The 18,795-nt window shown below is 70.9% G+C and carries 18 protein-coding genes; 13 read left to right on the forward strand and 5 right to left on the reverse strand.

Going from position 1 to position 18,795, the window contains the following annotated elements; all coding sequences use genetic code 11:
• Window positions 1-23: 23 nt before the first annotated feature.
• Entirely contained in the window at window positions 24-929 is a 906-nt protein-coding gene (locus QSK39_RS05005; RefSeq protein WP_285476471.1) for a DUF6542 domain-containing protein, read from the forward strand.
• Between the two features lie 372 nt (window positions 930-1,301).
• Here QSK39_RS05005 and QSK39_RS05010 read toward each other — a convergent pair whose 3' ends face one another.
• Window positions 1,302-2,297: a 4-hydroxy-3-methylbut-2-enyl diphosphate reductase gene (locus QSK39_RS05010; protein WP_285476472.1), complete on the reverse strand. Its 996-nt coding sequence runs from the start codon at window positions 2,295-2,297 to the stop codon at window positions 1,302-1,304.
• Window positions 2,298-2,448: 151 nt separating this feature from the next.
• Here QSK39_RS05010 and QSK39_RS05015 point away from each other — a divergent pair, with 151 nt between their 5' ends.
• From QSK39_RS05015 to QSK39_RS05040, 6 genes are all read left to right on the forward strand, one after another.
• Complete coding sequence (locus QSK39_RS05015; RefSeq protein WP_285476473.1) at window positions 2,449-3,165, forward strand: lipid droplet-associated protein; 717 nt, start codon at window positions 2,449-2,451, stop codon at window positions 3,163-3,165.
• The gene (gene xseA / locus QSK39_RS05020; RefSeq protein WP_285476474.1) at window positions 3,162-4,397 is read left to right on the forward strand and encodes an exodeoxyribonuclease VII large subunit; all 1,236 of its coding nucleotides are present in this window, start codon (window positions 3,162-3,164) and stop codon (window positions 4,395-4,397) included. The genes QSK39_RS05015 and xseA overlap by 4 nt, the downstream gene beginning before the upstream one ends.
• Window positions 4,398-4,429: 32 nt before the next feature.
• On the forward strand, window positions 4,430-4,798 hold the full coding sequence (locus QSK39_RS05025; RefSeq protein WP_285477932.1) for a hypothetical protein: 369 nt from the start codon (window positions 4,430-4,432) through the stop codon (window positions 4,796-4,798).
• Window positions 4,795-5,022, forward strand: coding sequence for an exodeoxyribonuclease VII small subunit (locus QSK39_RS05030; RefSeq protein ID WP_285476475.1), 228 nt, complete (start codon window positions 4,795-4,797; stop codon window positions 5,020-5,022). Before QSK39_RS05025 ends, QSK39_RS05030 begins: the two co-directional genes overlap by 4 nt.
• A 177-nt stretch (window positions 5,023-5,199) precedes the next feature.
• Window positions 5,200-6,249: a class II fructose-bisphosphatase gene (glpX, locus tag QSK39_RS05035; RefSeq protein WP_285476476.1), complete on the forward strand. Its 1,050-nt coding sequence runs from the start codon at window positions 5,200-5,202 to the stop codon at window positions 6,247-6,249.
• 20 nt (window positions 6,250-6,269) lie between these two features.
• A complete protein-coding gene (locus QSK39_RS05040) occupies window positions 6,270-7,007 on the forward strand; it encodes a S1 family peptidase (protein ID WP_502873269.1) in 738 nt (245 codons plus the stop codon).
• 1 nt (window position 7,008) lies between these two features.
• Here the strand turns inward: QSK39_RS05040 and QSK39_RS05045 are convergent, their stop codons facing one another.
• The 3 genes from QSK39_RS05045 to QSK39_RS05055 all read right to left on the reverse strand — a co-directional run bounded on the left by QSK39_RS05045 (window position 7,009) and on the right by QSK39_RS05055 (window position 10,077).
• Complete coding sequence (locus QSK39_RS05045) at window positions 7,009-7,998, reverse strand: NAD(P)/FAD-dependent oxidoreductase (protein WP_285476477.1); 990 nt, start codon at window positions 7,996-7,998, stop codon at window positions 7,009-7,011.
• A gap of 67 nt (window positions 7,999-8,065) precedes the next feature.
• A complete protein-coding gene (locus QSK39_RS05050) occupies window positions 8,066-8,713 on the reverse strand; it encodes a TetR/AcrR family transcriptional regulator (RefSeq protein ID WP_285476478.1) in 648 nt (215 codons plus the stop codon).
• A gap of 53 nt (window positions 8,714-8,766) precedes the next feature.
• Complete coding sequence (locus QSK39_RS05055) at window positions 8,767-10,077, reverse strand: lipase family protein (protein WP_285476479.1); 1,311 nt, start codon at window positions 10,075-10,077, stop codon at window positions 8,767-8,769.
• Between the two features lie 149 nt (window positions 10,078-10,226).
• On the opposite strand from QSK39_RS05055, the gene QSK39_RS05060 reads away from it, so the two are divergent.
• Together QSK39_RS05060 and QSK39_RS05065 are read left to right on the forward strand one after the other, a co-directional pair.
• Entirely contained in the window at window positions 10,227-11,624 is a 1,398-nt protein-coding gene (locus QSK39_RS05060) for a class II fumarate hydratase (RefSeq protein ID WP_285476480.1), read from the forward strand.
• A gap of 228 nt (window positions 11,625-11,852) precedes the next feature.
• Complete coding sequence (locus QSK39_RS05065; RefSeq protein ID WP_285476481.1) at window positions 11,853-12,017, forward strand: hypothetical protein; 165 nt, start codon at window positions 11,853-11,855, stop codon at window positions 12,015-12,017.
• Between the two features lie 32 nt (window positions 12,018-12,049).
• Here the strand turns inward: QSK39_RS05065 and QSK39_RS05070 are convergent, their stop codons facing one another.
• Window positions 12,050-13,075 carry an aldo/keto reductase gene (locus QSK39_RS05070; RefSeq protein ID WP_285476482.1) on the reverse strand — a complete coding sequence of 342 codons (1,026 nt, stop codon included), beginning with the start codon at window positions 13,073-13,075 and terminating at the stop codon, window positions 12,050-12,052.
• Window positions 13,076-13,174: 99 nt separating this feature from the next.
• Between QSK39_RS05070 and QSK39_RS05075 the strand changes: the two genes are divergently transcribed.
• The 4 genes from QSK39_RS05075 (at window position 13,175) to QSK39_RS05090 (ending at window position 18,770) form a co-directional block, all read left to right on the forward strand.
• Window positions 13,175-14,038: a helix-turn-helix domain-containing protein gene (locus QSK39_RS05075; protein WP_285476483.1), complete on the forward strand. Its 864-nt coding sequence runs from the start codon at window positions 13,175-13,177 to the stop codon at window positions 14,036-14,038.
• 50 nt (window positions 14,039-14,088) lie between these two features.
• Complete coding sequence (locus tag QSK39_RS05080) at window positions 14,089-15,768, forward strand: PstS family phosphate ABC transporter substrate-binding protein (RefSeq protein ID WP_285476484.1); 1,680 nt, start codon at window positions 14,089-14,091, stop codon at window positions 15,766-15,768.
• Between the two features lie 40 nt (window positions 15,769-15,808).
• Complete coding sequence (locus QSK39_RS05085; RefSeq protein WP_285476485.1) at window positions 15,809-17,341, forward strand: ATP-dependent DNA ligase; 1,533 nt, start codon at window positions 15,809-15,811, stop codon at window positions 17,339-17,341.
• 136 nt (window positions 17,342-17,477) lie between these two features.
• Window positions 17,478-18,770: a S53 family peptidase gene (locus QSK39_RS05090; RefSeq protein WP_285476486.1), complete on the forward strand. Its 1,293-nt coding sequence runs from the start codon at window positions 17,478-17,480 to the stop codon at window positions 18,768-18,770.
• Window positions 18,771-18,795: the final 25 nt, after the last annotated feature.

The raw sequence follows: 18,795 nt of genomic DNA on the forward strand, positions 1-18,795 counted from the left end.
ACCACGAGATACGGTGTTGTGCTGTGACCGCGATTCGCGATCGCCAGAGCGATCCAGATGCCGACGACGTCCCCGTGCCGTGGGATGAGCGTCCTGTCGTCGGTTCGAGGCGTGGACTGCCCTGGTGGGCGGCGGTCCTGGTCGGCCTCGTCCTGGCGGTCGTGGGTGCCCTCATCGGCAAGCCGAGCCAGAGCACCATCCCGGTGATCTTCACCGTCCTCTACATCGCCGGGGCCGTGATCGCGGTCTGCGCGGTCCGGCGTCGCGGGGTGTTCGGGCCGATGGTCATGCCGCCGCTGGTGCTGGCCGTCACCGTGCCGGGCGTGATCCTGTTGACGTCGGGGTCCGAGGGCGACGACATGCTCTCGAAGGTGCTGAGCATCGGCACCCCGCTGATCAACGGCTTCCCCATCATGGCGATCACCACCGGCATCACGCTGCTGATCGGCATCATCCGGATGGTCCGCGAACGCGACCCCGACGCCCCGAAAAAGGGCAAGGCGGCCCGCAGGCCTGCGGACGAGGACGACGAAAAGCCTTCGACGCGCGCCGCCGCGACGTCGGCAGGCGGACGCCCGCGGCCGCCCGGGTCGAACCGCACCGGCCAGACGCCGCTGCCCCAGGGTGCCCGCCGCGGCCGCGACGGCGAACCACCCCGCCGCCCGCGACCGCCCGCCGAAGGCGACCGCCGGACCCCGCGCGCAGGCGCCCCGGCCGAACGCGACCGTGGCGCACGCAAGCCACCGCCGGCCGGCCGCCGCACACCGCCCCCGGCGGACAGCGACCCCCGCCGCCGCGGCGACGCCCCCCGCCGACGCCCGCGCCCACCCGCAGAAGACGGCCGCGACACGCCCCCGCCCCGCCGCCCATCCGGCGGACGCGGTGCCCCGCCCCGCCGCAACCGTCCATGGGACGAAGAAGAGCGCTGACGACCACCGAAAAGGCGGTCACCTTCCGCGGAAGGTGACCGCCTTTTCGCGACTCGAGCGAACGTGATCACCGAGGGATCTCGCGTGCGTGAGGACCGAACTTGCGCGAATGCGGACGCCACCCACGTGGATCGAAGAACCAGCCTCGCGTGACCGCGGGCGCAACCACGTGACCGCGAACAGAACTCGCGCGATCGAAGACCGAACTCGCGTGACCGCGGCCAGACCACGTGCGCGAAAGCCGAACTCGCGCGACTGCGAGCGGAACCCGCGTGCACGAAACCGAACTCGGCCGCCGCAAGCCCCCCCAACGCAGTTCGGCGACGAGCCGCACCCGCGACCCGCCGCCGAACCGGACTTCGTTCTAAAACCTCAGACCTTCCGCAGCTCCTTCGGCGGCGCAAAGGTGATCTTCTCGTTCGCGGTAGTCACCTCATCGACGTCGCCGTAACCCCGCTCGGCCAGCCAAGCGAGCAGCTCCATCACCAGCTCGTCCGGAACCGACGCGCCCGACGTCACACCGACCGTCGTCACACCCGAAAGCCATGCCTCGTCGACCTCGTGCGCGAAGTCGACCAGGTACGACGCCCGCGCCCCCGCCTTCAAGGCCACCTCGACCAGGCGCTTCGAATTGGACGAGTTCGTCGACCCGACCACCAGGACCAGGTCGCACTCCGCCGCCATCGCCTTGACCGCCACCTGGCGGTTCGTCGTCGCGTAGCAGATGTCGTCGCTGGGCGGGTCCGCCAAGCCCGGGAAACGCTCGCGGAGCTGGTCGACGCGCTCCATCGTCTCGTCGACCGACAGCGTCGTCTGGGACAGCCAGATCACCTTCGACGGGTCGCGCACCTCGACCTTGTCGACGTCCTCCGCCTTGTCGACCAGCTGGACCTTGTCCGGCGCCTCGCCGGCCGTGCCCTCGACCTCTTCGTGGCCCTCGTGGCCGATCAGCAGGATGTCGTAGTCGTCCTTCGCGAACCGGTTGACCTCCTTGTGCACCTTCGTCACCAGGGGGCAGGTCGCGTCGATCGTGCGCAGGTTCCGGTCCGCCGCCTCCTGGTGCACCATCGGCGAGACGCCGTGGGCCGAAAACACCACCAGCGCGCCCTCGGGCACCTCGGACGTCTCGTCGACGAAGATCGCGCCGCGCTCGCGCAGCGTCTCGACCACGTGCTTGTTGTGCACGATCTCCTTGCGGACGTACACCGGCGCGCCGTAGACCTCGAGGGCCTTCTCGACGGCGATCACCGCGCGGTCGACACCGGCGCAGTAACCACGGGGTTTGGCGAGCAGCACCCGCTTGCCGGAAGCGGTGCCGGTGATCGTCGGGGTACCCGCGGGCTCGATTCCGGGACTCGCTGAACTCATGGCACCCAGGGTACGGGCAGCCCGGCAGCGAACTCGAAGTCCCTTTCGGGTGAGCTTCGTCCCCCTACCGTGCTGTGCGCGGGGTCACGCAACGCGCCCAAGTCCACTCGTTCGGTTGGGCAGGATGGCGTAAATGCGGCAGGCTAGACGCATGAAGCCATTCCCGCTCCCCCTCCGGGTCGCCGCGGGCCTCGCCGTCTCCACCGCCGAGCGGGTTCGTGAGCTTCCCCGGCAGCTCGCCGGGCTTCCGGTGACCGTGGTCAGCCAGGTGCTGCAGGCGTCCATGCGCGTCCAGCAGCACGTCACCGAGCTGGCGATCAAGGGCGACAACGCCCTGTCGAACCTCCGCCCCGTCGAGGACGCGCCCAGCTGGGCGACCTTCGACGAGGACCTCCCCGACGTCCCGCCCGCGCGGCCGAACCTCGCACCGGTCGCCGACGTGCCGGAGCCGCGCTCGGAGATCAACGGTCACATTCCGTCAGCGGCCGAACTCGAAGCGGAACTGGGCGATCCGTGGGCCGAAGAGGAGCGAGCGCTCGCCGAAGACCACGCCGACGGCGAGAACGACGCCCCGGAAACCAAGCCCAAGCCGGGCACGCCCGCCATCGACAAGAAGACCAAGAACGAGACCCGGACCAGCGCCGGCGGCTACGAGGGCCCGGCCGGGCTGACCGGCTACGACCAGCTCACCCTCCCGCAGCTGCGGGCCCGCCTGCGCCAGCTCTCGATCCCCCAGCTCGAGACGATCCTCGAGTACGAGCGCGCGCACGCCGACCGCTCGTCCTTCACCGGGATGCTGTCGCGGCGGATCGCCAACGCCCGCAAGGCCGAACAGGCCAAGGAAGACGGTCAAGAGAACGGCCAGTGACCGAAACCGAAGCGAGCACCGCCGAAGCGCCCTGGCCGGTCCGCACGGTCGCGCGCAAGATCGGCGACTGGATCCACCGGCTCGGCAGCGTCTGGGTCGAAGGCCAGGTCACGCAGGTCAACTCCCGGCCGAACACGCAGACCGCGTTCCTGACGCTGCGCGACCCGTCGGCGGACGTCTCGATGTCGGTGACCTGCCCGAACTGGCTGATCCGCGAGATGGAACCGCCGCTGCGCGAAGGCGCGAGCGTCGTCGTGCACGCGAAGCCGTCGTTCTTCTTCGGCCGCGGCACGCTCAGCCTGCGTGCCGACCAGATCCGCGCGGTCGGCATCGGTGAGCTGCTGGCCCGGATCGAGCGCCTGAAGAAGCTGCTCACCGCCGAAGGCCTCTTCTCGGCGCAGCGCAAGCGGCCGATCCCGTTCCTGCCGAAGGGCGTCGGGCTGATCACCGGCCGCGCGTCGGCGGCCGAGCGAGACGTCCTGGTCAACGCGCAAACCCGGTGGCCGCACGTCCGGTTCAAGGTCATCAACACCGCCGTGCAGGGCTCGCAGGCCGTCCCGCAGGTCATGCGCGCGCTGCGCATCCTCGACGCCGACCCCGAGATCGACGTCATCGTCATCGCCCGGGGCGGCGGCAGTGTCGAGGACCTGCTGCCGTTCTCCGACGAGGCGCTCTGCCGCGCGGTGTCGGCCGCCGGGACGCCGGTGGTCAGCGCCATCGGGCACGAGCCCGACACCCCGCTGCTCGACTACGTCGCCGACCTGCGCTGCTCGACGCCGACCGACGCGAGCAAGCGGATCGTGCCGGACCACCGCGAGGAGACCGAGCGGGTCCGGCAGATGCGCGACCGCGGGCGCCGCGCCCTCCACGGCTGGGTCGACACGCAGGCGCGCCTGCTGACCCAGCTGCGGAGCCGTCCGTCGCTGGCCGATCCGCTCGGCCCGGTCCAGCGGCGCCAGGACGACGTCGACGTCCACCGCGAACGCGCGCGCCGCGCCATGCTGACGCTGCTCGCCAAGGACCAGGCCGAGCTCGCGAGCGCGCGGGCCCGGCTGACCGCGCTCGGCCCGGCCGCGACGCTCGCCCGCGGCTACGCCGTCGTGCAGTTCCTCGACTCCGAAGGCAACCTCCAGGTACTCCGCTCCGTCTCCGAAGTCGAGGCCGGAGCCCAGCTGCGCGTGCGGGTGGGTGACGGCGCGATCGGCGCGGTGGCGGAAGGAGCACAGGAGTGACGCTGAAGGCGGCGACGTTCCTCCCCCTCACCATGGACGCGGCCCGGCGCCTGGGCGCGCGTCCGCTGCTGGACCAGGCGATCCGCACCGACCGGGCGGCCGCCGAGTGCTGGACGGCGCTGCTCGCCGGCTGCGGCGGCGCCGCCCGCCGCGAGCTGGGGCCGCAGCTGCGGCGGCTGTCCGAGGCGACCTCGATGCAGGTCGGCTCGCGCTGGTGGTTCGCCGAGGGCGCGGGGCACCGCAAGCGCGTCGCCGGGGCGCAGGAGAACCTCGAAGAGGCGATTGCGGAGGGTGACGGCCAGGAGTTCGCGCTGGCGTTCGTCGGGTACGACCACGCCATGGCCAGCGCGGTAGTGTGCGCGCACAGCCCAAGCCGGAAGGTCGGAGAACGCCCAGCGTGAGTGAAGCAGCCAGCGAGGAACTCGGCTACGAGCAGGCCCGGGACCGCCTCGTCGAGGTCGTCCGCGAGCTCGAAGCCGGCGGTCTGTCCCTCGAGCAGTCGCTCGCGCTGTGGGAGAAGGGCGAGAAGCTCGCGAAGGTCTGTGAGCGCCATCTCGAAGGCGCCCGCGAGCGCATCGAGGCTGCTCTGGCGTCCGTGGAGGACGAAACCGGCAACGATCAGTGACGTTTGCCATGCCTTCGGCATCGGGAAACCGGACAGGTCATCTGACAGACTGAACCTTATTCGGGCAAGGCTGGCGCTACGGAACGCAACCGATCCGCCTGCGGTGACTCTCGCGCCGGCCGACGGCTGAATAAGGTTCACCGTTGACCCGCCAGTTCCACGATCCGGGAGGCAATGATGTCCACCGCAGAAAGCCGTCGTGAAGCGCCCGACCGCAACCTCGCGATGGAACTGGTCCGGGTGACCGAGGCCGCCGCGATGGCGGCCGGCCGCTGGGTCGGCCGCGGCGACAAGATCGGCGGGGACGGCGCGGCCGTCGACGCGATGCGCCAGCTCGTGTCGACCGTCTCGATGCGCGGGGTCGTGGTGATCGGCGAGGGCGAGAAGGACGAAGCGCCCATGCTGTTCAACGGCGAAGAGGTCGGCAACGGCGACGGCCCGGACTGCGACGTCGCGGTCGACCCGGTCGACGGCACGACGCTGATGGCCAAGGGCATGCCGAACGCTCTCGCCGTGCTGGCGGTCGCCGAGCGCGGCGCGATGTTCGACCCGTCCGCGGTGTTCTACATGGAGAAGCTGGCCGTCGGGCCGGAGGCGGCGGGCAAGGTCGAGCTCGGCGCCCCGATCGCGGAGAACATCCGGCGGGTCGCCAAGGCGAAGAACAGCAGCGTCGGCGACGTCACCGTGTGCGTCCTCGACCGGCCGCGCCACGAGCAGATCATCAAGGAGATCCGCGACGCGGGCGCGCGGATCCGGTTCATCTCCGACGGCGACGTCGCGGGCGCGATCGCCGCGGCCCGCCCGACCACCGGCGTCGACATGCTGATCGGCATCGGCGGCACCCCCGAAGGCATCATCGCGGCCTGCGCGATGAAGTGCCTCGGCGGCGAGCTGCAGGGCCGGCTGTGGCCGAAGGACGACGCCGAGCGCGAGAAGGCCCTCGCCGCCGGGCACGACCTCGATCGCGTGCTGCTGAACGACGACCTGGTGACCGGCGACAACGTCTTCTTCTGCGCCACCGGCGTCACCGACGGCGACCTGCTGCGCGGCGTCCACTACCGCGAGGGCGGCGCGACGACGCAGTCCATCGTGATGCGGTCCAAGTCCGGGACCGTCAGAATGATCGACGGTTACCACCGGCTCACCAAGCTGCGGGCGTACTCCTCGGTCAACTTCGACGGCCACCTGGACGCGCCCGACGACGACGTCGTTCCCCCGCTGCCGTAAGGAGTTCCGTGCCCAGGCGACTGCTGGCCCTGCTGGTCCTGATGTTCGCCTCGGTCCCCGCCACCGCGTCGGCCGAACCCGCCATCGTCGGGGGCGGCGACGCCGACCAGCCGTACCCGTTCGCGGTGTCGCTGCACTCCTCGACCGGCAAGCTGTTCTGCGCCGGTGCGCTGATCGCCCCGAGCTGGGTGGTGACGGCCGCGCACTGCGCGTTCGACAAGGCCCCCGCCGGGATCTCCGTGCGGGCGGGCACGAGCGAGGTGGGCCAGGGCGGCGAAGTCGACCAGGTCGCCGCCATCGTCGTGAACCCGGCCTTCAACACCCAGAGCCCGGCGGGCGACATCGCGCTGCTGCGGCTGGCGACACCGGCCAAGGCCGCCCCGATCGCCCTGGCGACGGCCGCCGCGCCGGGCACGGCCACCCGGATCCTCGGCTGGGGCCAGACCTGCCCGAAGGTGAACTGCGGCCAGATCCCGACGACGTTGCAGCAGCTCGACACGCACATCGTCGAGGGCGCGAAGTGCACGTCGGTGTTCGACGGCACGGCCGAGCTGTGCACGGACAACCCCGGCGGCAAGGCCGGAGCGTGCTTCGGCGACTCCGGCGGCCCGGAGGTCGTGCGCGACGGCGACCACTGGCTGCTCGTGGGCGTCACGAGCCGGCCGGGCAACAACGACCCGGTGTGCGCGTCGGCGCCGTCGATCTACACGTCCGTCGTCGCGTACGCGCCGTGGATCGCGGAGAAGACGAAGGCCTGAGCTATTCGGCGTTGCTCGAGTGGCCCGGGAACAGGTGGGCTTCCGGGTCGAGCAGCACGGCGATGTTGTTGACGGCCGTCGCCGCCTCACCGAAGCCGGTCGCGATCAGCTTGACCTTCCCCGGGTACGCGGCGACGTCGCCGGCGGCGTAGACGCGGTCGCGCGCGGTCGCCATCGTCGAGTCGACCGCGATGGCGCGGTGGTCGATCTCCAGGCCCCAGCTCTCGATCGGGCCGAGGTCGGCGGTGAACCCGAGCGCGGCGACGACGGCGTGGGCCGGCAGCCGCTCGTCGCCGGCCCCCTTGATCGCGAGGTCGACGGCTTCGAGTGCACCGCTTTCGTTCTCGACGAACCGGGTGACCTCGGCGTCGGTGATGATCCGGATCCCGAGCTCGCGGGCCTGCCGCACGATGGACTCGGCCGCGCGGAACTTGGCGCGGCGGTGCACGAGCGTCACGCTCTCCGCGACCGGGTGCAGCGCGAGCACCCAGTCGAACGCCGAGTCCCCGCCCCCGACGATCACGACGTGCTGCCCCGCGTGTGCGTCGAACGAGGGGACGAAGTGGACCATGCCGCGGCCGAGCCAGCCGTCGCCGGCGGGCAGCGGGCGCGGGGTGAACTCGCCGATGCCCGCGGTGACGAGAACGGCGCCCGCGCGCAGGGTCTCACCGCCGTCGAGGGTCAGCTCGACGCCGTTTTCGAGCGTCTCGAGCTTCTCGGCCTTGCGCCCCAGCAGGTACTTCGGCTTCCACGGTGCGACCTGCCGCACCAGCCCGTCGACGAGGTCGCGGCCGCGGACCTCGGCGAACCCGCCGACGTCGTAGATCATCTTCTCCGGGTACATCGCCGTCACCTGGCCGCCGGGCTCCGGCAGCGAGTCGACGATGGCCATCGAGAGCCCGCGGAACCCGGCGTAGTAGCCGGCGAACAACCCGGTCGGGCCCGCGCCGATGATCACGAGGTCGTAGGAGTCCCCAGAAGCTTCAGTCATGCTCGCTCCAGCCAGCGGTGGATGGCGGTGATCGAGAACACAGCCGATCCTAGCGTTGCCGGACGCGTCAGGCGGGGATGTCGCGGTGCCCGAACAAGCCGAGCAGCCAGGTGTGGCGGATGGCTTCGCGAGCGCGGTCGTAGGCCTCGTCGGAGGCGAGCCAGATGGCCTGGGTGAGCAGCTCGATCGTCGCGGCGATGACGGTGCGCGCGGTGAACGGAGGCGGGAGCGGCAGGTCCGGATCGGTCGTGCGCAGCCACACGGCCGTCCGGTCGAACACCGCTTCACCCGCGCGCAGCACCTCTTCACGCGCTTCGAGGCCGACGTCGCCGAGGGCGTAGATCTCCAGGAGGACCGCGCGGGCGACCACCGGACGGCGGCGCACGTACCCGACGACGAAGTCGCCGCACGCGGTGACGGCGGCCAGCGGGCTCGGCGCCTCGGTCGCGACCGCGACACCCTGGTCGAGGAACTCCCCCGTCAGCGCGCGGTAGGCGGCGAGGAACGCGTCCTGCTTGCCGGTGAACTGCTCGTAGAACGACGTGCGCGACACTCCGGCGGACGCCGTGACGTGGCCGACCGTCGTCGCGGCGTAACCGCGTTCGCCGACGTTGGCCAGCACCGCCTCGATCAGCCGGGCGCGCTGGGCCCCGGCCACTTCCGCACGGCTGAGGCTGTGCGGCCCCTTGGGCAGCCGGCGGTCCTCGGTTCTCATCCGCGGCACCGTACCCGGCGGACCGGCCGAGAGGACCGGTCCGCCGGGGCGGGTCAGGCCGGCTGCTCCGGAGCCAGGGAGTTGCCCGCCGGGATGTGCCCGCAGCTCGTCGGCGCCGGCTTGCCCGCGAAGCGGTCGGCCAGCCAGGCGATCGCCGTCGGCGCCCAGGCCGCCGCGCCGCCGACGTGGCTGAGCAGGTCGTACTGCGTGTACTTGATCGAGCCGTTGCCGGTGGCGCAGTACTGCCGGGCGAGCGCCCGCACGTCGCCGGCCACCATCACGCCGTCGCCGGTGCCGATGCCCGGGAGGGTGCTCGTGGTCCCTTCGAGGAATCCGGCGTTGCCCTGGGCGATGAAGCCGGGCACCGACGGGGTGGGCGCGGACCCGATGTTGACCTTGTTGACCGCGTCGACGAACGGCGGCACCGAGTTCGGGTTCGCGTACTCCGGCTTCGCGATCTTCTGCCACGTCAGCCCCGGGTACCGGCCGAGGGCGTTGATGATCGACGCGTGCTCGAGGTCGTCGAGCACCTTCAGGCCGTACTCGCTTGCGTACGGCCGCAGGTCGATGCCGAAGCCGCGCGCGACGCCGATCAGCGCCATCGGGATGACCCCGGACCAGACCGGGCTCCCGCCGACGTACTTCAGGTTGTGCGCGGGGTCGACGAGCACGCCCCCTTCGGTGAAGCCGACGAGCTTCCGGTTGACGTCCGGGGCGTAGCTCGGCGCGAGCGCGGCCGCCCAGCCGGTCGCGATGGCGCCGCCCGAGTACCCGAGGAGCCCGAACTTCGTGCCGTCGTTCATGCCGGTGGCGGCCGAGCTCGTCACGGCGCGGATCGAGTCGAGCGTGTTCGTGCCGTACTCCGGCCCGGCGGCGAAGTTCGCGGTCTGCCCTTCGGTGTCGGGCACGACGACGTTGTAGCCCAGCAGGAGCGACGGGAGGAGCAGCAGCGACTCGCCGTTGGGCAGCAGGCCGCCGAGGGTGAAGTCCCCGGCGATCGCCCGCGACGGCGCGTCGGCGGGGTCGAGCGAGTCGTAGGCCGACTGGTACGACACGGCTTTGGTGGTGTCGCCGGTGATGCTGCGGACGACCGAGGTGACGTTGGCGGCCGGCCGGCCCTGCGCGTCGGTCGTGCGGTAGAGCAGCTGGACGGCTTTCACCGGCGTCGGGAGCCCGACGACGTGGTAGTTCAGCGTCCGGGTCTTGAGGACCGTCCCGGGCGCGTACGACGACAGCGGTGCGCTGCCGTCGTAGGAGTAGAAGGAATCGGACGACGCGGCGGCGGCCGGGCTCGCCGGCGCGGCGGCGAGCGTCAGCGCGAATGCGGCGGTGAGCGCGGCGAAGCGAACGCGGGTACGGATCATGACTCCCCTTTGAATCATGAGGTGGATCACGCGGATCGCCGTAACCTACCAGCGAGTAGGTGTCATGTACAGCCGCGTACACGATCGACGGACCGCGGGTGCGCAACGACACCACGCGGTGACTCGCGAACAGGTCCAGAATCGGTGTCATGGCTGATCAGGAATACCGGATCGAACACGACACGATGGGCGAGGTCCGCGTGCCGGCCGACGCGCTGTACCGGGCGCAGACCCAGCGGGCCGTCGAGAACTTCCCCATTTCCGGCCGGGGCCTGGAGCGCGCCCAGATCCGCGCGCTCGGCCTGCTCAAGGCCGCCGCCGCGCGCGTGAACCTCAAGCTCGGCGTGCTCGACGCCGACGTCGCGAACGCCATCGCGGCCGCCGCCGACGAGGTCGCCGAGGGCGCCCACGACGCGCACTTCCCGATCGACGTCTTCCAGACCGGGTCCGGGACGTCGTCGAACATGAACGCCAACGAGGTCATCGCGACGCTGGCCACCCGCGCCCTCGGCCGGGACGTGCACCCGAACGACCACGTCAACGCGTCGCAGTCGTCGAACGACACCTTCCCGACGACCATCCACGTCGCCGCCACCGAAGCCGTCCTCAAGGACGTCATCCCGGCGCTCGAGTACCTCGCCGGCGCCATCGAGGTGCGCGCCGCGGAGTGGACCGACGTCGTGAAGTCCGGCCGCACGCACCTGATGGACGCCGTGCCGATCACCCTCGGCCAGGAAGCCGGCGCGTGGGCGTCGCAGGTCCGGTTCGGCATCGAACGGCTGAAGTCGGGCCTGCCGCGCCTCGGCGAGCTGCCGATCGGCGGCACCGCCGTCGGGTCGGGCCTCAACGCGCCGGACAGCTTCGGCGCTTCGGTCGCCGCGGAACTCGCCACCGTGACCGGCCTGCCGCTGACCGAGGCCCGCGACCACTTCGAGGCGCAGGCGACGCAGGACAGCGTCGTCGAGACGTCCGGCCACCTGCGCACGATCGCCGTGTCGCTCAACAAGATCGCCAACGACCTGCGCTGGCTGGGCTCCGGCCCGCGCACCGGCCTGGCCGAGCTGGCGCTGCCGGATCTGCAGCCGGGCTCGTCGATCATGCCGGGCAAGGTGAACCCGGTGATCCCGGAGGCGACGCTGCAGGTCGTCGCGCAGGTGATCGGCAACGACGCGGCCGTGGCTTTCGCCGGTGCCGCGGGCAACTTCCAGCTCAACGTCAACCTGCCGGTGATCGCCCGCAACGTCCTCGAATCGGCGCGCCTGCTCGCCGCCGTCTCGCGGCTGCTGGCGGACAAGGTCTTCGCGGGCATCACCGTGAACACCGAGCGCACGCGTACTTACGCCGAGGGTTCGCCGTCGATCGTGACGCCGTTGAACAAGTACATCGGCTACGAAGAGGCGGCTGCGGTGGCGAAGCAGGCGTTGAAGGAGCTGAAGACGATCCGCGAAGTGGTCATCGAGCGCGGGTACGTGAAGGACGGCAAGCTGACCGAAGAGCAGCTGGACGAAGCACTCGACGTCCTCCGCATGGCCCGCGGCGGCAAGTGACCGCCACCGAAGTGTAGCTGCGAGTAACAACTCGATACCGGCAGCCGAGCCAGTTTCCGGCGAGTTCGGCTGCCGGTTGGCCGATCTACCAGGCGATTCTCGTTCGTGAGGTGCACCCGTCGCGAAGCCATGAACCGGACTCGCCCCGGTGACGATCCGTAACGCCACGCCAGCCCACCCCGATCCGCAAACGACGAGTCGAACAGCTCACGGACGAACGGATCACTGGTGGGGCACTTCTTCACATACCTCGGAATCGGACTCGCGACGGCTTTCGTCGTCAACCTTGTCAGGATGCTCGGGAAAGCAGTCGGCGCCGAGGCGACCTTCAAGATCATCTGCTGGGTTGGCGCTCTGACGTTCGCGATCGTCGTTGCGGTCAAGGCGATCTGAGGGCAAACCCGTTCGCGGCGGCAAGTGACTCCTTACCGCCGGCGCAGGCGCTTGTCCGCCAGCGCCGGCGGGGTGTAGTCCTTCTCGGCCGAGTTCAAGTCCGTGCCCGGCGGGACGATCTCGTCGATCCGGTCCAGCACCTCGTCGTCCAGCACCAGGTCCGCGCCCGCGAGCAGGTCGTCGAGCTGGGACGGCGTGCGCGGGCCGATGATCGCCGACGTCACGCCCGGGTGCGCCCGGACGAACGCCGTCGCCAGGTGCGTGAGCGGGCGGCCCAGGTCGTCGGCGATCTTCTTCAGCTGCGCGATCGCCTCGAACTTGACGGCGTTCTCCGGTAGCGCCGGGTCGAACTTGTGCGCCTGCAACGTCCGGCGGCCTTCGGAAAGGTCCACATCGGACGGTTTCAGGTACTTGCCGGACAGCCAGCCGCTGGCCAGCGGGCTCCACGTCAGCACGCCCATGCCGTACTTCTGCGCAGTCGGCAGCACCGCCGCCTCGATCGCCCGGTTGAAGATCGAGTACGGCGGCTGCTCGGCGCGGAACCGGGCCAGGCCCCGCCTTTCCGCCACCCACTGGGCTTCCACGATCTGCTCGGCCGGGAAGTCCGACGACCCGATCGCGCGGACCTTCCCGGCGCGCACGAAGTCCGTCAGCACCGACAGCGTCTCCTCGATGTCGGTCGTCGGGTCCGGCCGGTGCACCTGGTAGAGGTCGACGTAGTCGGTGTCGAGCCGCCGCAGGCTGTCGTCGAGCGCGCGAGTGAGCCAGCGCCGGGAAAGCCCGCCCTGGTTGGGGTCGGCACCCATCTGGAAGAAGCCCTTGGTGGCCAGCACGACCTCGTCGCGGCGGCCCTTCAGCGCCTGGCCGACGATCCGCTCGTTCTCGCCGTCGCTGTACATGTCCGCGGTGTCCCAGAAGTTGACCCCGGCGTCGAGCGCCGTGTGCAGCATCCGGACGCCCTCTTCGTGGTCCGGATTGCCCCACTTGCCCAGCATCATCGCGCCGAACGCGTACTCGCTGACCGAGATCCCCGTGCCGCCCAGAATTCGTCGTTTCATGCCACCACCCTGCGGCGAGCGAGAAGCACGGACCAGGTCACGTTCAACCTGGGTCTGCCAGTACCAGGCGGGCAGCCGCGAGGCGGGGATACTGGAGGCATGAGTGACGCAGCCGAGCTGGGCGCCTTCCTGAAGGCGCGCCGCGCCGCACTGGACCCCGCCGACCTGGGCCTGCCGCCCGGGATCACGCAGCGGCGCGTCCAGGGCCTGCGCCGCGAGGAGCTGGCGCAGCTGTCCGGCATCAGCGTCGACTACTACACGCGGCTGGAGCAGGGCCGCGCGAAGAACGTCTCGGACGCGGTTCTCGACGCACTGGCCCGCGCGCTGCGGCTCAACGCCGGCGAGGAGGCCTACCTGCGCAACCTCGCCGCGCCGACGCGCCGGGACGAGCGCGCGCCGGAGCGGGTCCGCCCCGAGCTGCAGCAGCTGCTCGACGCCATCCAGGCGCCGGCGTTCGTCTTCGGCCAGTACATGGACGTGCTGGCGTGGAACGCGCTCGGCGGGGCCGTCGCGTTCGCCTTCGCCGACCTCGACGAGCGCAACATGCCGAAGCTCATCTTCACCGACGAACGCGCGAAGCAGCTGCACCCGGAGTACGACGCCGTCTGCCGCGAGCTCGTCGCGAACCTGCGCGCGGAAAGCGGCCGCCACCCCGGCGACCCGCGGTTCGCCCAGCTCATCGGCGAACTTTCGCTGGCCAGCGAGCAGTTCCGGAAGCTGTGGGCCGAGCACGCGGTGCAGGAGAAGGCCCAGGGCTGGAAGGTGCTGCGCAACCCCGTCGTCGGCGAGCTGCGGCTGCGCTACGAGACGCTGCGCCTGCCCCAGGACCCCGACCAGGGCATGGTGATCTACCACGCCGAACCGGGCTCGGAGACCGAACGCGCGCTCGGCCTGCTGGCCAGCTGGATCGCCGCCGATGAACGACCGGTGAACACTCGGCCATCACGCACCCACCCGGCGTAACGGCTGCCTAGGCTGTTTGCCCTGGGGAGTCGGGGTAGAGGAGCAGTCCGGTGGGCGTCGGCGCGACGATGCAGTCCCTCGCCGAAATCCTGAGCTCGGACTCCGGCAGCCTCGTCCTCGGCATCGCCGCGCTGGTCGCGATCGCCGCGCCGTTCATCGACCGCTACTTCATCCGGCGGCGCCGGCTGACGTTCCGCGTCCTCTACAACTCCAAGATCGGGCTCTCCCCGATCGACCTGCACGACGGCGAGAACGGCAGCGCACAGGCGGATCCGCAGCTGGAACGCACCGCGCGGCTGCTGAACCGGATGAGCGTCGTCGTGATCCGGATCCACAACACCGGCGGGTTCGACATCGCGCCGGACGACTTCGAGATCCCGCTGTCGTTCACCTTCGGCAGCCGGATCGTCTGGGACGCGCGGGTGTCCGACGCGACCGACGACGGCCTGCGCCAGCACGTCCGCGACGGCCTCGAGTTCTTCACGCGCGAGACACCGCAACGGCCCGTCGAAGGCGTGAAGCTGTCGCGTGTGCGCGCGCTGCTGCCGAAACGGCTGGCCGGGCTCGCCGCGTCCGAAGTCCCGCCTGAGGCACCCGAGTGGCACGGCGTGCGGTTCGCGCGGCTTTCCTTGAAGCGCAAGGAGAAGTTCAAGCTGGTCGTCGTGCTGCGGGAGTCCGACGGCCACGAAGGCGAGATCAGCAAGGAGATCGACCACCACGCCCGGCTCGCGGCCGGCCGGATCAAGGACGACCGCAAGCAGCGCCGGTTCGGCTGGCCGGTCATCACGACAGCGGTCGGGGTGCTGCTGACGGGTGCCTTGCTGGCCACGCTGCTCGTCTCGTGGTCCCGGCCGGCCGACTCCGCGCAGTGCGCCACCGGGAAGCTGTCGGTCGAGGGGTCGAGCGCGTTCGTGCCGATCATCGACAGCATCGCCGCCGAGTACCACGGCCAGTGCGACGGCGCGGCCATCACGACCCGCGCGACCGGCAGCGTCACCGGCGTCCGCGCGCTCGCCCCGGTCGGCGCGGCGGGCAAGGACGAGCTGGCGGTGCTCTCGGACGGCCGGTCCGGGGAAGCCGGCCCCGACCTGGAGGCAAAGGCCGTCGCGGTGGTCGTGTACAGCCTGGTCGTGAACCGCGCGGCCGGCGTCGACAAGCTGACGACCCAGCAGGTCAAGGACATCTTCAGCGGCCGGGTGCGGAACTGGGACCAGCTGCGGCCGGGCCCGTCGGTGCCGATCGGGATCGTCGGGCGCGGGCAGGAGTCGGGCACGCGCAAGACGTTCGAGCAGAAAGTGCTCGGCGGCGCGGAAGACCGGCTGACGTCGGACTCGTGCCGCAAGCCGGAGCGCGACCCGGCGGCGGCCACCACGCGCTGCGAGCGCGGCACGACCGCCGAGGTGCTCACCGAGGTCGGCGCGGTGCCGGGCGCGATCGGGTACGCCGACGTCCCGGCGGCCAAAACCGCGGCCGCCCGCGACCAGCAGGTGACGGTCGTGCAGCTCGACGGCCACTACCCCGACGTCACGACCGTCGGCGCCGGGTACCGGTTCTGGACCGTCGAGTACCTCTACACGAAGGGCGTGCCCTCGAACGGGAGCGTGCTGAAGCGGTTCCTCGACTACCTGGCGAGCCCGACCGCGCGGGCCGAGCTGCAGGACGCCGGGTACACGCCGTGCGTGGCCAAGGACGGCCTGCTCGACCCCCTCTGCACCAGGCCGGACATCTGATCGGCAGGAAATTGTCGGTGGTCCGGGTCATGATGTCCGGGTGTTGCTCAGCGAGATAGTCCGGACGTCCGCCGAACTGGCGGCGACGCGGTCCAGGAAGGCGAAGATCGCCCTCCTGGCCTCGGTGCTGCGCGCGGCCGGGAGCACCGAGCTGGCCACGGTGATCGCGTACCTCACCGGGCAGACGGCGCAGGACAGGCTGGGTGCGGGCTGGCGCACCCTGGCCGGGCTCGGCGCGGCACCGGCTCCCGGCCCGGTCGTGACGGTGCTCGAAGTGGACACGGCCTTGACCTCCGCGGCCGGCGTCGCGGCGGGCACGGGCTCCGCGGGGCGTCGTCAAGAGATCCTGCGCGCGTTGTTCGAGCGGCTGACGCAGGACGAGCAGCAGTTCCTGTTCCGGCTGGTCACCGGCGAGCTGCGGCAAGGTGCACTGGAGGGCGTGATGGTCGACGCGATCGCGGCGGCGGCCGAGGTGCCGGCCGTGGACGTGCGGCGCGCGTTCATGCTGTCCGGGAAGCTCGGCGTCACCGGTGTCGCGGCGCTGACCGGCGGGCAGGCGGCGCTGGCGGAGTTCCGGCTCACCCTGGGCACGCCGGTCAAGCCGATGCTGGCGTCGCCGGCGGAGTCCTTGGAGGAAGCGGTCGCCGAGCACGCCGAGGCGATCGTCGAGTACAAGATGGACGGTGCGCGGATCCAGGTGCACCGCCAGGGTGACGAGGTGCACGTCTGGACGCGGACGCTGCGCGAGATCACCGGCAGCGTGCAGGAGCTGGTCGAGCTCGTGCGGGCGCTGCCGTGCGAATCGGTGGTGCTGGACGGCGAAACCCTGGCGCTGACCGACGCCGGGCGGCCCCGGCCGTTCCAGGACACGATGAGCCGGTTCGGCAGCACGCGCGAGGAGCAGGTGAAGGCGCTGCTGCTGCGGCCGTACTTCTTCGACTGCCTGCACCTCGACGGCGTCGACCTGCTGGACGCGCCGCTGTCCGAGCGCAACGCGGTGCTGCGCAAGGTCGCCGGGGCGCACGTGATCCCCGGCGAGCTGGGCGTTTCGCGTGCGGCCGAAGTGCTGGAGGCGGCGATGGAAGCCGGGCACGAAGGGGTGATGGTCAAGGACCTGGCGTCGCCGTACGCGGCGGGGCGGCGCGGGCGGGCGTGGCTGAAGGTCAAGCCGGTGCACACGATCGACCTGGTGGTCCTCGCGGCGGAGTGGGGCCACGGCCGGCGCACGGGCACGCTGTCGAACCTGCACCTGGGCGCGCGCGACCCGGACGGCGGCCCGCCGATCATGGTGGGCAAGACGTTCAAGGGCATGACCGACGAGATCCTGGCGTGGCAGACGAGGACGTTCCAGGAGATCGAAACCCACCGCGACGACTGGACGGTGTACGTCCGCCCGGAGGTCGTTGTGGAGATCGAACTGGACAGCGCCCAGGTGTCGACGCGCTACCCGGGCGGGCTGGCGCTGCGGTTCGCACGGGTGGTCCGCTACCGCCCGGACAAGGACCCGGCGGACGCGGACACGATCGACACGGTCCGCGGCCTCCTGCACGGCGACCGGTCGGAAGGGAGCTGACTACGAAAGTCTCGATCGCGACATCGCGCGTCTTCGGGGTGCTTTCCTCGTAAAAGGAAAGACGAAAGTCGATGTTGCCTTCTCCCGCATCTGAGCAGAGTGGCTGACGGAGTTTTCCTTCAGCCAGGGAGAAAGCATGAGATTGCGCGCTGTGTCCGGCTTGCTCGCGAGCACCACGCTGCTCGTGACCGCGTTCGCCGCACCGGCTTCGGCCACACCGGTGCCGAACACGCCGGGCGCCGGGCACCAGCCGTCGAAGCACCACTTCTCGGCGGCCGCGCAGTCGTTCGTCGGCGCGAACACCGTGGAGAAGCGCGTCGCCAAGCTGGAGGCGGCGATGGCGTCGCTGCCGAAGGAGAGCACCGCGTACAACGCGACGAAGCTGTGGAACGCCGGCATCACCGGCGCGGGCAGCACCGTCGCGACGCTGGTGTCCTTCGGCGACGACCAGGTCAAGCAGGTGCTCGACACGTACTCGAAGAACCACGGCCTGCCGCCGGCGAACGTCGAGGTCATCCAGCCGTCCGGCCCGGTGCCCGCGTGCACCGACCCCGGCGTCGACACCGCCACCTGCCAGGGCTGGGGCGGCGAAACCGACCTCGACGTCACGATGATGCACGCCCTCGCGCCGAACGCGAAGATCATCGTCGCGGCGACGCCGGTCGCGGAGACGCAGGGCTTCACCGGCCTGCCCGAGATGATGCACGCGGTCGACTACATGACCGAGCACAAGCTGACCGACGTCATCTCGATGAGCTTCGGCACCACCGAGGAGAACTTCCCGTCGTTCGACTCGATCAAGACGCTCGACCCGGCGCTGGACCGCGCGAGCAAGGCCGGGATCACGATGGTCGCCTCCTCCGGCGACGACGGCCCGACCGGCGGGTACCTCTACGGCCCGGGCAACTACCCGTACCGCGTCGCGAGCTGGCCGGCGTCCGACCCGCGCGTCACGACGCTCGGCGGCACGCAGCTGCACCTCGACGCGAACGGCAACCGCACCAAGGCGGACGACGTCGTGAACGTCGCGGACAACGGCTTCTCCGAGGGCTCCGGGCTGTCGAAGACCTACGCGCGGCCGAACTGGCAGGACGGCGTCAAGAAGATCACCGGCAGCAAGATGCGCTCGTTCCCGGACATCAGCATGGAGGGCGTCTTCGGGACGTCGCAGTCCGCGCCGCTGTTCGCCGGCGTGCTCGCGCTCGCGGTGCAGGCCAAGGGCGGCAAGCTCGGCCAGATCAACCCGGCGCTGTACACGAAGCTCGGCCCGGCCGGCCCGAAGGCGGGCATCGTCGACGTGACCGAAGGCGACAACAGCCAGGACGGTGTCACCGGCTTCACCGCGGCGAAGGGATTCGACATCGCCAGCGGCTGGGGCACGGTCGACGCGTCGGTCTTCGTCCCCGCACTGGTGAAAGCACTGCGCTGACCATTTCACCGGAATCGGTGGCATT

Origin of the sequence: Amycolatopsis sp. NBRC 101858, assembly GCF_030269325.1 — a bacterium.
GTDB classification, from domain to species: domain Bacteria; phylum Actinomycetota; class Actinomycetes; order Mycobacteriales; family Pseudonocardiaceae; genus Amycolatopsis; species Amycolatopsis ponsaeliensis.

What these genes read in the sequence shown, in the direction of transcription:
- QSK39_RS05010 (WP_285476472.1), bottom strand. Translation starts at nt 2,297, where the DNA reads ATGAGTTCAGCGAGTCCCGGAATCGAGCCCGCGGGTACCCCGACGATC.
- QSK39_RS05015 (WP_285476473.1), top strand. Translation starts at nt 2,449, where the DNA reads ATGAAGCCATTCCCGCTCCCCCTCCGGGTCGCCGCGGGCCTCGCCGTC.
- QSK39_RS05025 (WP_285477932.1), top strand. Translation starts at nt 4,430, where the DNA reads ATGGACGCGGCCCGGCGCCTGGGCGCGCGTCCGCTGCTGGACCAGGCG.
- glpX (WP_285476476.1), top strand. Translation starts at nt 5,200, where the DNA reads ATGTCCACCGCAGAAAGCCGTCGTGAAGCGCCCGACCGCAACCTCGCG.
- QSK39_RS05045 (WP_285476477.1), bottom strand. Translation starts at nt 7,998, where the DNA reads ATGACTGAAGCTTCTGGGGACTCCTACGACCTCGTGATCATCGGCGCG.
- QSK39_RS05050 (WP_285476478.1), bottom strand. Translation starts at nt 8,713, where the DNA reads ATGAGAACCGAGGACCGCCGGCTGCCCAAGGGGCCGCACAGCCTCAGC.
- QSK39_RS05055 (WP_285476479.1), bottom strand. Translation starts at nt 10,077, where the DNA reads ATGATCCGTACCCGCGTTCGCTTCGCCGCGCTCACCGCCGCATTCGCG.
- QSK39_RS05060 (WP_285476480.1), top strand. Translation starts at nt 10,227, where the DNA reads ATGGCTGATCAGGAATACCGGATCGAACACGACACGATGGGCGAGGTC.
- QSK39_RS05070 (WP_285476482.1), bottom strand. Translation starts at nt 13,075, where the DNA reads ATGAAACGACGAATTCTGGGCGGCACGGGGATCTCGGTCAGCGAGTAC.
- QSK39_RS05075 (WP_285476483.1), top strand. Translation starts at nt 13,175, where the DNA reads ATGAGTGACGCAGCCGAGCTGGGCGCCTTCCTGAAGGCGCGCCGCGCC.
- QSK39_RS05090 (WP_285476486.1), top strand. Translation starts at nt 17,478, where the DNA reads ATGAGATTGCGCGCTGTGTCCGGCTTGCTCGCGAGCACCACGCTGCTC.